This is a genomic window from Rhizobium sp. PAMB 3182 (assembly GCF_052908355.1).
Genome location: NZ_CM128607.1, coordinates 140,481 through 153,221, shown reverse-complemented (window position 1 = coordinate 153,221; position 12,741 = coordinate 140,481). Strand labels below are relative to the sequence as shown.

Sequence of the window (12,741 nt, the reverse complement as noted above, 5' to 3'; positions counted from 1 at the left end):
TCAGAGAGGATCGATATCGCCCCTCGCCCACGTCTCAGTCGTTTCGCCCATGAAGTCGGCGAAGCGGTCTTCGGCGATGGCCTTGCGGATGCCCTGCATCAGCTCCTGGTAATAGGCAAGATTGTGCCAGGAGAGCAGCATGCCGCCGAGCGCTTCATTGGCGCGCAGCAGATGGTGGAGATAGGCGCGCGAATAATCGCGGGACGCCGGGCAATTGGACTGCTCGTCCAGCGGCCGCATATCCTCGGCATGCCGGGCATTCCGCAGATTGACCTTGCCGCGACGGGTGAACGCCAGGCCGTGGCGACCTGAGCGGGTCGGCATCACGCAATCGAACATGTCGATGCCGCGGGCGACCGATTTCAAGATGTCATCCGGTGTGCCGACGCCCATCAGGTAGCGCGGCTTCTCGGTCGGCAGTTCCGGCAGCGTCGTTTCGAGCATTTCCAGCATCACATGCTGCGGCTCGCCGACCGCGAGGCCGCCAACGGCATAGCCCTTGAGGTCGAGATCCTTCAGCGCGCGCGCCGAACGGACACGCAGGTCCGGGATGTCGCCGCCCTGCACGATGCCGAACATCGCCTTGCCCGGCTGGTTGCCGAACTGCACCTTGCAGCGCTCCGCCCAACGCAATGACATCTCCATCGCCCGTTCGATTTCCTTGCGCTCGGCCGGAAGCGCCACGCATTCGTCGAGCTGCATCTGGATGTCGCTGTCGAGCAGGCCCTGGATCTCGATGGAGCGCTCGGGCGACATGTGGTGCAGGCTGCCATCGACATGGCTCTTGAAGGTGACGCCCTGCTCGTCGATCTTTCGGAGCGCCGACAGCGACATGACCTGGAAGCCGCCGCTGTCGGTCAGGATCGGGTGCGGCCAGCGGATCAGGTCGTGAAGACCACCGAGCCTTGCGACGCGCTCCGCGCCGGGACGGAGCATCAGGTGATAGGTGTTGCCGAGGATGATGTCGGCACCGGTGTCGCGCACCTGGTCGAGATACATCGCCTTGACCGAGCCGACCGTGCCGACCGGCATGAAGGCGGGCGTGCGGATCGTGCCCCGCGGCATGGACACTTCGCCAAGGCGCGCGCCGCCGCTCTTGCCCTTCAGCGTAAACTGGAAATTCTCGGTCATCGTCTGTCAGTCTTTCCGAAACAGCAGGCTGGAATCGCCATAGGAATAGAAGCGGTAGCCGGTGGCAATGGCGTGCTCGTAGGCTCCGCGCATCGTCTCCAGTCCGCTGAACGCCGAAACGAGCATGAACAGCGTCGATTTCGGCAGGTGAAAATTGGTCATCAGCACGTCGACGGCGCGGAAACGGTAGCCGGGCGTGATGAAGATGCCGGTGGCACCCGCCCATGGCTGGATCGCACCGGACTCGTCGGCAGCACTTTCGAGCAACCTCAGAGACGTCGTGCCGACGGAAACGATCCGCCCTCCCCGCGCCCGCACCGCATTCAGCTCCGCCGCGGTCTCCTCGGAGACGTAACCCGTCTCGAGGTGCATCTTGTGATCGTCGGTATCGTCGGCCTTGACCGGCAGGAATGTGCCGGCGCCGACATGCAGCGTCACGAAATGGCGTTCGATCCCTATCTCGTCCAGCCGCCGGAATAGCTCCGGCGTGAAATGCAGGCCGGCCGTCGGCGCGGCGACGGCACCGTCCTCGCGCGCGTAGATGGTCTGGTAGTCGGTCCGGTCCTTCTCGTCCTCGCCGCGCTTGGCCGCGATATAGGGTGGCAGCGGAATGTGGCCGACGGTGGCGATCGCTTCGTCCAGCGCCGGGCCCGAGAGATCGAAGTCGAGCGTGATCTCGCCCGCCTCGCCCTTCTCCGCGACGGTGGCCAGAAGTGTTCCGAGAAGACAGGCGTCTCCGCCATGACCGAATTCGATCCGGTCGCCGGCCTTGATGCGCTTGCCAGGCCTAGCAAACGCCTTCCACTGGTGGCCGGCGGTCCGCATATGCAGGGTGATGGAAACCGGCGTCCGTTCCGCTCCTTCGCGCAGTCGCACGCCTTCGAGCTGGGCCGGAATGACCTTGGTGTCGTTGAAGACCAGCGCATCGCCGCGACGCAGGAAGGTGGGCAGGTCGAAGGCGTTCCGGTCTTCCAGCGCCTCTCCCGGCCGGACGATCAGCATGCGGGCGCTGTCGCGCGGGCTCGCGGGCCTCAGCGCAATGCGCTCTTCCGGCAGGTCGAAATCGAAAAGGTCAACTTTCATGGCTATGCGGGCGTCCAAGAAAAGGCGAACCCGCCCCGGCACGCAAATTGCCGGAGCGGGTGCTGAAAAGCCGTCAGAAAATCAGGCGTCGGCGGCGACCTTCATCGAGACGATGGAGTCGGGATCGCGCACCGGCTCGCCGCGCTTGATCTGGTCGATGATGTCCATGCCTTCGATGACCTGGCCCCAGACCGAATACTGCTTGTTGAGCCAGGGTGCATCGGTGAAGCAGATGAAGAACTGCGAGTTGGCGGAGTTCGGGTTCTGCGAACGGGCCATCGAGCAGGTGCCGCGAATGTGCGAAACGGCCGAGAATTCGGCCTTCAGGTCCGGCTTGGAAGAGCCGCCCATGCCGGCGCGGGCCGGGTTGAAGCTCGGTCCGCCCTGCTTGCCGTACTGCACGTCGCCGGTCTGCGCCATGAAGTCTTCGATCACGCGGTGGAACACCACGCCGTCATAGGCGCCTTCGCGCGACAGTTCCTTGATGCGGGCCACATGGCCGGGCGCCACGTCCGGCAGGAGCGAGATCACGACCTTGCCCTTGGTGGTTTCCATGATGATCGTGTTTTCCGGATCCTTGATCTCGGCCATGCTATGTCTCCTTGACTGTACCGCTTGGTTTTTTACTGGGGCTTTCCGACAGTCACCTTGATCATGCGGTCCGGATCGGTGACTTCCCCGTTAGCGCCGTCGCCACGCTTGATCTTGTCGACGAATTCCATGCCAGAGACGACCTTGCCGACGACCGTGTACTGGCCGTTGAGGAAGGGACCGTCCGCGAACATGATGAAGAACTGCGAATTGGCGGAATTCGGATCCTGCGCGCGGGCCATGCCGACCACGCCGCGCTCGAAGCCGATGTCGGAAAATTCGGCCGGCAGGTCCGGCAGCTTGGAGCCGCCGGTGCCGACGCGCGACGCGTCGAAACCGTCCTTCATATTGCCGAACTCGACATCGCCGGTCTGCGCCATGAAGCCTTCGATCACCCGATGGAAGGCGACGTTGTCATACTTGCCTTCCTTGGCGAGCGTCTCGATCTGCTTGACGTGCTTCGGCGCGACGTCCGGCAGAAGCTGGACGACCACCGGGCCGTCCTTCAGCTGGATGGTCAGATAATCGTTCTCGGCGGCAAAGGCCGATCCGATCGAGGCTGCGAGGAACAATGCGCCTGCAAAGGCCAGTTTTGCGAGTTTCATATCTTCTCCTTGAGACCCTTATCCGCGAGCGGCATTGCGTTTCCCCAGGAGGGCGTCCAGGACGACCTTCGGCACGAATGCGCTCACATCTCCTCCCATACCCGCGATCTGCCGCACCAATGTGGCGGTGATCGGCCGGGATGCCGTGCCGGCCGGCAGAAACACGGTCTGAATGTCCGGCGCCATCTGGTTGTTCATGCCGGCCATCTGCATTTCATAGTCGAGATCGGTGCCGTCCCTCAATCCCCTGATGAGGAGGCTTGCACCATGGGCGCGAGCCGCATCGACCACAAGATTGTCGAAGGAAACGACGGAGACCCTGCCCTCGGCATCCGGCATGACTTCCGAAAGCGAGCTGACGATCAGTTTTTTCCGTTCATCGAAAGAGAAAAGCGGCGTCTTGCCAGGATGGACGCCGATCGCCACGATCACCTTTTCCGCCACGTTCAGCGCCTGAACGAGCACGTCAAGATGACCGTTCGTCATCGGGTCGAATGAGCCTGGGTAAAACGCTGTTTTCATGGGCGTCCGGGTTTCTGTTTCGCCGTCTTTTGTCATGGAAGCGTGAGAGCCGCAAGCCCTCTTAAAAAAGGCTAAATCACGTCCGACATAGCTTCGCCACATACGTTAAGAAATGTAAGGTTACATGAACGCCAGATGAACGGGGCATTCAAGGCGTCTTCAGATTGAGTGTGTTTTAAGGGTATGCAGCAGACGAAGGCGGGAACAAAGCCAATCGCTGCGCATTAAAAAGATGTAAACAGGAAGGAATTGGCCATGACCGACAAGATTATGATCATCAACGTGGTCTGGACAGGCTTTATCGCAGCGATGCTCGCAGCGATGTTTATCGGTCACGATGGAAACATCCGGACCGCCGACGCTGGTGATCGTGTTTTTGCCGTCAACACGCACCGCTACATTCACTGACCTGATCGCGCCGGTCCCCGCCGGCAGAGCTTAGGAAGGATGCCCCGATGTTTATTGCCTTGATTCTTTTGAGCACCTTGATCGCCACGATGTTCATCACGTCCATCGCGTTTACCGTGAGCGAGCTTCAGCACGAAGCCAAGGAAATGAAGCAGCATGGCAACGATCGCCAGTACTTCATCTGACGCATTCGCCGCCGTGCCGCATTGAATTGAAATGACCTCCCAAGAAAAAGACCGGATGCTTCCCTGGCGTCCGGTCTTTTTTTGTTGTCCGGCCACCGGAGTTGCGGCGCCGCATACGAAAAAGGCCGGGCATTGGAGCCCGGCCTGATTTCTTCATTCCTCGGAGGGTGCGGCATCCGGAGGCGTCTCGCCCTCCGGCGCGACGATGGTGTCGCCCGCTTCCAGAATGTCTTCCACATCCTCGCCTTCCGGCTCGCTGATGCGCTCGACCGATACGACCTTCTCGTCCTTGGCGGTGGAGAAGATCGTCACGCCCTTGGTGGCGCGGCTGGCGATGCGGATGCCGTCGACCGGCACGCGGATCAGCTGGCCGCGGTTTGATACCAGCATGATCTGGTCCTTGTCCTCGACCGGGAAGGCCGCGACCAGTTCGCCGATCTCGCCGGTCTTCGAGGTATCGGTGGCGCGGATACCCTTGCCGCCGCGACCCGAGGTGCGGAAATCGTAGGACGAGGACCGCTTGCCGAAGCCGCGTTCGGAGATCGTCAACACGAACTGCTCGCGTGCCTTGAGCTCTTCGTAGCGGTCGTCATTGAGGTGACCCTCTTCTGTGACCTCTTCGCCGACCAGCGCGATCTCTTCCTCGTCCGTGCCCATGGCGCGGCGTTCGCCGGCCGAGCGCTTGAGGTAGGCGGCGCGCTCCCATGGCTCTGCGTCGACATGGCCGACGATCGTCATCGAGATGATGCGGTCGCCGTCCGCCATGTTGATGCCGCGCACGCCGACCGAATTGCGGCCCGCGAAGACACGGACTTCGGTAACCGGGAAGCGGATACACTGGCCGAGCGCGGTGGTCAGCAGCACGTCGTCAAGCTCGCTGCAGGTCTCTACGGAGAGGATTTCATCGCCCTCCTCGTCCAGCTTCATGGCGATCTTGCCGTTGCGGTTGACCTGGACGAAGTCCGACAGCTTGTTGCGGCGAACGGTGCCGCGGGTCGTCGAGAACATGACGTCCAGCGTTTCCCAGGCGCTTTCGTCCTCGGGCAACGGCATGATCGTGGTGATGCGTTCGCCGTGTTCCAGCGGCAGCATGTTGATCAGCGCCTTGCCGCGCGAGGTCGGCGTGCCGATCGGCAGGCGCCAGACCTTCTCCTTGTAGACGATGCCGCGCGAGGAGAAGAACAGCACCGGCGTGTGCGTGTTGGCGACGAACAGGCGCGTGACGAAATCCTCGTCGCGCGTCGCCATGCCGGAACGGCCCTTGCCGCCGCGACGCTGGGCCCGATAGGTCGCCAGCGGCACGCGCTTGATGTAGCCGAGATGCGACACGGTCACCACCATGTCCTCACGGGCGATCAGGTCCTCGTCGTCCATGTCCGGACCGCCGAAGGTGATCTCGGTGCGGCGCGGCGTGCCGAATTCGTCACGCACGGCCGTCAGCTCGTCCTTGACGATGGTCTGGATACGCTCACGCGACGCCAGGATTTCAAGATAATCCTTGATCTCCGCGCCGATGGTGTTGAGCTCGTCGCCGATTTCGTCGCGGCCGAGCGCCGTCAGGCGGGCAAGGCGCAGCTCGAGGATGGCGCGCGCCTGCTCTTCCGACAGATTGTAGGTCATGTCGTCATTGATGCGGTGACGCGGGTCGTCGATCAGGCGGATCAGCGCTTCCACGTCGGCGGCCGGCCAGCGGCGTTCCATCAACTGCTCGCGGGCGGTCTGCGGGTCCGGCGCATAGCGGATCAGCCGGATGATCTCGTCGATATTGGCGACGGCGATCGCCAGACCGACGAGGACATGGGCGCGATCGCGCACCTTGCGCAGCAGGTACTTGGTCCGGCGGCTGACGACTTCCTCGCGGAACGAGACGAATGCCTTCAGCATGTCGATCAGCGTCAGCTGTTCAGGCTTGCCGCCGTTCAGCGCCACCATGTTGCAGCCAAACGAGGTCTGCAGCGGCGTGTAGCGGTAGAGCTGGTTCAGGATCACGTCGGCATTGGCGTCGCGCTTCAGCTCGACGACCACGCGGTAGCCCTGGCGGTCGGATTCGTCGCGCAGGTCCGAAATGCCTTCGATGCGCTTGTCGCGCACCAATTCGGCGATCTTCTCGATCATCGTCGCCTTGTTCACCTGATAGGGAACCTCGGTGATGATGATCTGCTCGCGGTCGCCGCGCATCGGCTCGATGGTCGCCCGGCCACGCATGATGACCGAGCCGCGGCCCGTCTCGTAGGCCGAGCGGATGCCGGCGCGGCCGAGGATCAGGGCGCCCGTCGGGAAGTCCGGTCCCGGAATGATTTCCATCAGCTCCGGCAGTTCGATCGCCGGATTGTCGATGAGCGCGACGCAGCCGTCGATCACTTCGCCGAGATTGTGCGGCGGGATGTTGGTCGCCATGCCGACGGCGATGCCGCCCGCGCCATTGACCAGCAGGTTCGGGAACTTGGCGGGAACGACAACGGGCTCCGACAGGGTGCCGTCGTAGTTTTCGCGGAAGTCGACCGTTTCCTTGTCGAGATCGTCGAGGAGCGAATGGGCGGCCTTCTGCAGGCGGCACTCGGTGTAGCGTTCGGCTGCCGGCGGGTCGCCGTCGATCGAGCCGAAATTGCCCTGCCCGTCGATCAGCGGCAGCCGCAACGACCAGTCCTGCGCCATACGGGCCAGCGCATCGTAGATCGCCGAATTGCCGTGCGGATGGTATTTACCCATCACGTCACCGGTCACGCGGGCGCATTTGACGTATTTCTTGTTCCAGTCGACGCCGAGTTCGGACATGCCAAAAAGGATGCGCCGGTGCACTGGCTTCAGTCCGTCGCGGACGTCGGGAAGCGCGCGGCTCACGATCACGCTCATTGCGTAGTCGAGATAAGACCGCTGCATTTCCTCCATGATGGAAATCGGCTCGATGCCGGGCGGGTTAGACCCGCTGCCAGGTGTGCTATGTTCGGTCAAAACGGTTCACGTTCTCATTGTCAGAATCACTATCCGGGTTATATCGGAAAGCGTTCGGGGGTGCCAATTTGAAGCCGGGTTTTGAACAGGCTTTTGGCCTGCAGTAAGGCATTGGCATGCCCCTTTGCAAGTCTTGGCCGCCAAACACCGGCCGCCGCTCTAGGCATCTGCCGCCCACCGGGCTAAAACGGAACGGAAAAGGGGCAAGGCGGGCGCATGGCAACGACGGATTTTCTCATCAATTCGATCACCACGCTTCTGGTGACTACGGATCCGCCCGGCCTGGCGCCGATCTTTCTCGGCATGACGGCCGGAATGTCGACGAGCCAGCGCCGGCAGGTCGCGCTGCGCGGCGTCATCATCGCTTTCTTCATTCTTGCCTTTTTCGCGATCGCCGGGGCCTCGGTACTGACCCAGCTCGGCATTTCCATGGGTGCATTCCGGGTGGCGGGCGGACTGCTCCTGTTCTGGATCGCCTTCGAGATGATTTTCGAGAAGCGCCAGCAGCGGCATGAAAACACCAAGGAAGTGGCGCTGACCAAGGACCAGATCCACGACCTCGCCGCCTTCCCGCTCGGCATTCCGCTGATTGCCGGCCCGGGCGCCATATCGGCGACGATCCTTTTGTCGGGATCGCTGGACGGCCCTGTTCAAAAGGCCGGCCTCGTGACGGTCATCGCCTTCTGTCTGGCGATCATGCTGGTGGTGCTGATGGTGGCCGAACGGCTGGACCGCTTCCTCGGCATGACGGGCCGGGCGATCCTCACCCGGCTCCTGGGCGTGCTGCTGGCCGCCCTCTCCGTCCAGTTCGTGATAGACGGCGTCAAATCGGCCTTCGCCTGACGCCGTCTGCCTGTCGATCCAAATCGTTCTCAGAACGGGATGTCGTCGTCGAGATCGCGCGAGAAACCGCCGCCGGAGGGTGCCGCAGCGCCGCCGCCGCGCGACGGGGATGCCGGAGCCGGCGAGCCGTAATCGCCGCCATAGTCACCACCATAGCCTTCGTCACGTCCGCCACGCGCACCGCCACCGTCGCCACGACCGCCGAGCATCGTCAGATTGCCGTTGAAGCCCTGCAGCACGACTTCCGTCGTGTAGCGGTCCTGGCCGCTCTGGTCGGTCCACTTGCGTGTCTGCAATTGACCTTCGATGTAAACGGTCGAGCCCTTCTTCAGGTACTGCTCGGCCACCTTGCACAGGCCTTCGTTGAAGATGACCACGGCGTGCCACTCGGTCTTTTCCCGACGCTCGCCGCTGTTGCGGTCGCGCCAGCTTTCCGACGTCGCGATCCTCAGATTGGCGATCGGTCGGCCGTCCTGCGTACGGCGGATTTCCGGGTCCGCGCCCAGATTGCCGATCAAAATCACTTTGTTGACGCTGCCTGCCATACTCTTCACCTCGATTGCCGCCGAAACGGCTTCCATTCCGTAAAAACTTGCGCCACTCTAAAGGAAAGCGCCGAGGCGCGCTTGCCCCGAGGGCGAAATCCACAGCTTTCCCCATGTGGAATTTTGTTCTTTTTTTGTTCTATTAAATATGTATGATCCTGTCAACTGAATCGATTTTTGCGGCAATTGCGGCGTCCGCTTCTCGACAGGCGGCGTAGTAACATTACATAGGGGCGGAATTCCAATCCGGATTATGTGAATATGAGCGAGTTGAAGACGATATCCATTCGCGGCGCGCGCGAACACAATCTGAAGGGCGTCGATCTTGATCTTCCCCGCAATTCCCTGATCGTGATGACGGGCCTCTCGGGCTCCGGCAAGTCTTCGCTTGCCTTCGACACGATCTACGCCGAGGGCCAGCGCCGCTACGTGGAAAGCCTTTCCGCCTATGCGCGGCAGTTCCTGGAAATGATGCAGAAGCCGGACGTCGACCAGATCGAAGGACTGTCGCCGGCAATCTCCATCGAGCAGAAGACGACATCGCGCAATCCGCGGTCCACGGTCGGTACGGTGACCGAGATCTACGACTATATGCGCCTCCTGTTTGCCCGTGTCGGCGTGCCCTATTCGCCGGCCACCGGCCTGCCGATCGAGAGCCAGACGGTCAGCCAGATGGTCGACCGGGTGCTCGCCTTCGAGGAAGGCACGCGGCTTTATATACTGGCGCCGATGGTGCGCGGCCGGAAGGGCGAGTACAAGAAGGAACTCGCGGAGCTCATGAAGAAGGGCTTCCAGCGCGTCAAGATCGACGGCCAGTTCTACGAGATCGCCGACGCCCCTGCCCTCGACAAGAAGTACAAGCACGATATCGACGTGGTGGTCGACCGCATCGTCGTGCGCCCCGACATGGCCGCCCGCCTTGCCGACAGCATCGAGACCTGCCTGACGCTCGCCGATGGCCTTGCCGTCGCCGAATTCGCCGACAAGCCATTGCCGCCGGAGGAAACCTCTGCCGGCGGCTCCGCCAACAAGTCGCTGAACGAGACGCATGAGCGCGTGCTGTTTTCGGAAAAATTCGCCTGCCCTGTTTCCGGCTTCACGATTTCCGAGATCGAGCCGCGGCTGTTCTCCTTCAACAATCCGGCCGGCGCCTGCCCGACCTGCGACGGTCTCGGCTCGCAGCAGAAGATCGACGAGAACCTGATCGTTCCGGAACCGGACCGCACGCTGCGCGACGGCGCGATCGCCCCTTGGGCGAAATCGAGCTCGCCCTATTACAACCAGACCCTTGAGGCGCTTGGGAAAACCTATGGCTTCAAGCTCGGCGACCGCTGGAGCGCCCTGAGTGCCGCCGCACAGAAAGCGATCCTCAAGGGTACCGACGAGAAGATCGAGTTCCACTATGCGGACGGCGCCCGGTCCTACAAGACGGTCAAGACCTTCGAAGGCATCGTGCCGAACCTCGAGCGCCGCTGGAAGGAAACCGACAGCGCCTGGGCGCGCGAGGAAATCGAGCGCTACATGTCGGCCGCCCCCTGCCCGGCCTGCAACGGCTTTCGCCTGAAGCCCGAGGCGCTGGCGGTGAAGATCCGCAAGCTGCATATCGGCGAAGTCACCGAGATGTCGATCAAGATCGCGCGCGACTGGTTCGACGAACTACCAAGCCATCTCTCCGACAAGCAGAACGAGATCGCGCTCCGCATCCTCAAGGAGATCCGTGAGCGGCTGCGATTCCTGAACGACGTCGGCCTTGAATATCTGAGCCTGTCGCGCAATTCCGGCACGCTGTCGGGCGGCGAAAGCCAGCGCATCCGTCTCGCCTCGCAGATCGGTTCCGGCCTTACGGGCGTGCTCTACGTGCTGGACGAGCCGTCGATCGGCCTGCACCAGCGCGACAACGACCGCCTTCTGGCGACGCTCAAGCATCTGCGCGACATCGGCAATACGGTGATCGTCGTCGAGCATGACGAGGATGCGATCCTGACGGCCGATTACGTGGTCGATATCGGCCCGGCCGCCGGCATCCATGGTGGCGAGGTCGTGGCCGAGGGAACGCCCGGCGACATCATGGCAAACCCCAAGTCGCTGACGGGCAAGTATCTCTCCGGCGAAATGGGCGTGCCGGTGCCTTCCGAACGGCGCAAGCCGAAGAAAAAGAAGGAAATCACCGTCGTCGGCGCGCGCGGCAACAATCTGAAGAACGTCACCGCCTCGATCCCTCTCGGCGTCTTCACGGCCGTGACCGGTGTGTCCGGCGGCGGCAAGTCGACCTTCCTCATCGAGACGCTCTACAAGTCTGCCGCCCGCCGCATCATGGGCGCACGCGAGCATCCGGCCGACCACGACCGCATCGACGGTTTCGAATATATCGACAAGGTGATCGATATCGACCAGTCGCCGATCGGCCGCACGCCGCGCTCCAACCCGGCGACCTATACCGGCGCATTCACGCCGATCCGCGACTGGTTCGCCGGATTGCCGGAAGCCAAGGCGCGCGGCTATCAGCCCGGCCGCTTCTCGTTCAACGTCAAGGGCGGCCGCTGTGAAGCCTGCCAGGGCGACGGCGTCATCAAGATCGAAATGCACTTCCTGCCGGATGTCTACGTCACTTGCGACGTCTGCCACGGCAAGCGCTACAACCGAGAAACGCTGGACGTGACCTTCAAGGGCAAGTCGATTTCCGACGTGCTCGACATGACGGTCGAGGAAGGCGTCGAGTTCTTCTCTGCCGTGCCGGCGGTGCGCGACAAGCTACAGGCGCTGTTCAATGTCGGGCTCGGCTACATCAAGGTCGGCCAGCAGGCCAATACGCTCTCCGGCGGCGAGGCGCAGCGCGTCAAGCTCGCCAAGGAACTCTCCAAGCGCTCGACCGGCCGCACGCTCTACATCCTCGACGAGCCGACCACCGGCCTGCATTTCCACGACGTCGCGAAACTCCTGGAAGTGCTGCACGAACTGGTCAACCAGGGCAATTCGGTCGTCGTCATCGAGCACAATCTGGAGGTCATCAAGACCGCCGACTGGATCATCGACTTCGGTCCCGAAGGCGGCGATGGCGGCGGCGAAGTCGTGGCCTTCGGCACGCCGGAAGCCGTCATCGAGAACGAAGCCTCGCACACCGGCCATTACCTGCGCGAACTGATGAGCCGCCGCCCCGGCCAGGGCAAGCAGCAGGCAGCGGAGTAGAGTTCACCAGAGACGGTCGATGTCGAACTGAGAAAAGGCGCTGTCAGCTGTGACAAGAACGAAGGAGTCGAGTTTCGCTTGCGCGGCAAGCAGGCGATCGAAGGGGTCTCGGTGGGCGACCGCAAACCGCCCGGCAAGAAGTGCGTGGGAAACGGTAATGGGCAGCAGCGCGAACTCCTGCTCGGCCACGAGGTGAGGAAAGCCGGTCACCAGATCAGCCATGGCCGGCCATTTTCCAATACGGTACTTTGTTGCCACTTCGAAGGCCGAAACTGCGCTCACGGCAACATCGTTACCGGGGTCAGCAATGGCGTTGCGTGCGGTTTCAGTGAGACGGCTATCGTCCATTAGCCACCATGCGAGCGCGTGGGTGTCCAGAAGCAGTTTCATCGGTCATTGTCGCCGGAAAAGGAATGGGCGCCCTCCCATAGCGACAACTCCTCTTCCGACATGGGCTCGAGGAAAAGGTCAGGCGGGATCGTGCCGCGCAGGTGCGAAAGAGAGCCCGGCCGACGTTTCGGCTTTGGAGTTTGAGCCGCATCAACAGGCACCAGCTTGGCTATGGGTTCGCTGCCGCGTGCGATGATGATCTCCTCACCCGCTTCGACACGGGCGAGAAGTTTGGAAAGTTCAGTCTTGGCCTTGTGAATGGTGACGACTGTCATCGTTCGCTCCATTGTTACTCATAAG

The 12,741-nt window shown here is 62.2% G+C and carries 13 protein-coding genes; 4 read left to right on the top strand and 9 right to left on the bottom strand.

The genetic code is table 11. From position 1 onward, the window contains the following. From tgt to coaD, 5 genes are all read right to left on the bottom strand, one after another. Window positions 1-1,131, bottom strand: a complete 1,131-nt coding sequence (tgt, locus tag ACU5AZ_RS00825) for a tRNA guanosine(34) transglycosylase Tgt (RefSeq protein WP_446824190.1) — start codon at window positions 1,129-1,131, stop codon at window positions 1-3. A gap of 6 nt (window positions 1,132-1,137) precedes the next feature. Then, window positions 1,138-2,214: a tRNA preQ1(34) S-adenosylmethionine ribosyltransferase-isomerase QueA gene (gene queA, locus ACU5AZ_RS00820; RefSeq protein WP_446824189.1), complete on the bottom strand. Its 1,077-nt coding sequence runs from the start codon at window positions 2,212-2,214 to the stop codon at window positions 1,138-1,140. An 81-nt stretch (window positions 2,215-2,295) separates the two neighbouring features. Continuing rightward, complete coding sequence (locus tag ACU5AZ_RS00815; protein ID WP_261930099.1) at window positions 2,296-2,805, bottom strand: peptidylprolyl isomerase; 510 nt, start codon at window positions 2,803-2,805, stop codon at window positions 2,296-2,298. A 32-nt stretch (window positions 2,806-2,837) separates the two neighbouring features. After that, a complete protein-coding gene (locus ACU5AZ_RS00810; protein ID WP_446824188.1) occupies window positions 2,838-3,410 on the bottom strand; it encodes a peptidylprolyl isomerase in 573 nt (190 codons plus the stop codon). Window positions 3,411-3,428: 18 nt separating this feature from the next. Continuing rightward, window positions 3,429-3,932: a pantetheine-phosphate adenylyltransferase gene (coaD, locus tag ACU5AZ_RS00805; protein ID WP_446824187.1), complete on the bottom strand. Its 504-nt coding sequence runs from the start codon at window positions 3,930-3,932 to the stop codon at window positions 3,429-3,431. Window positions 3,933-4,187: 255 nt separating this feature from the next. On the opposite strand from coaD, the gene ACU5AZ_RS00800 reads away from it, so the two are divergent. Both ACU5AZ_RS00800 and ACU5AZ_RS00795 read left to right on the top strand, forming a co-directional pair. Next, window positions 4,188-4,340 carry a hypothetical protein gene (locus ACU5AZ_RS00800; RefSeq protein ID WP_261930096.1) on the top strand — a complete coding sequence of 51 codons (153 nt, stop codon included), beginning with the start codon at window positions 4,188-4,190 and terminating at the stop codon, window positions 4,338-4,340. 47 nt (window positions 4,341-4,387) lie between these two features. Then, entirely contained in the window at window positions 4,388-4,525 is a 138-nt protein-coding gene (locus ACU5AZ_RS00795) for a hypothetical protein (RefSeq protein ID WP_446824186.1), read from the top strand. Between the two features lie 153 nt (window positions 4,526-4,678). Here ACU5AZ_RS00795 and gyrA read toward each other — a convergent pair whose 3' ends face one another. Next, entirely contained in the window at window positions 4,679-7,477 is a 2,799-nt protein-coding gene (gene gyrA / locus ACU5AZ_RS00790) for a DNA gyrase subunit A (RefSeq protein WP_446824185.1), read from the bottom strand. Window positions 7,478-7,693: 216 nt separating this feature from the next. On the opposite strand from gyrA, the gene ACU5AZ_RS00785 reads away from it, so the two are divergent. Then, the gene (locus tag ACU5AZ_RS00785; protein WP_446824184.1) at window positions 7,694-8,320 is read left to right on the top strand and encodes a MarC family protein; all 627 of its coding nucleotides are present in this window, start codon (window positions 7,694-7,696) and stop codon (window positions 8,318-8,320) included. Between the two features lie 29 nt (window positions 8,321-8,349). On the opposite strand, the gene ACU5AZ_RS00780 is transcribed toward ACU5AZ_RS00785, so the two are convergent. Then, window positions 8,350-8,865, bottom strand: a complete 516-nt coding sequence (locus ACU5AZ_RS00780) for a single-stranded DNA-binding protein (RefSeq protein WP_446824183.1) — start codon at window positions 8,863-8,865, stop codon at window positions 8,350-8,352. Between the two features lie 261 nt (window positions 8,866-9,126). Here ACU5AZ_RS00780 and uvrA point away from each other — a divergent pair, with 261 nt between their 5' ends. After that, complete coding sequence (uvrA, locus tag ACU5AZ_RS00775) at window positions 9,127-12,051, top strand: excinuclease ABC subunit UvrA (protein ID WP_446824182.1); 2,925 nt, start codon at window positions 9,127-9,129, stop codon at window positions 12,049-12,051. A gap of 3 nt (window positions 12,052-12,054) precedes the next feature. Here the strand turns inward: uvrA and ACU5AZ_RS00770 are convergent, their stop codons facing one another. After that, a complete protein-coding gene (locus ACU5AZ_RS00770) occupies window positions 12,055-12,441 on the bottom strand; it encodes a type II toxin-antitoxin system VapC family toxin (protein WP_446824181.1) in 387 nt (128 codons plus the stop codon). Further along, window positions 12,438-12,716, bottom strand: a complete 279-nt coding sequence (locus ACU5AZ_RS00765) for a type II toxin-antitoxin system Phd/YefM family antitoxin (RefSeq protein ID WP_446824180.1) — start codon at window positions 12,714-12,716, stop codon at window positions 12,438-12,440. Before ACU5AZ_RS00765 ends, ACU5AZ_RS00770 begins: the two co-directional genes overlap by 4 nt. Window positions 12,717-12,741 lie beyond the last annotated feature (25 nt).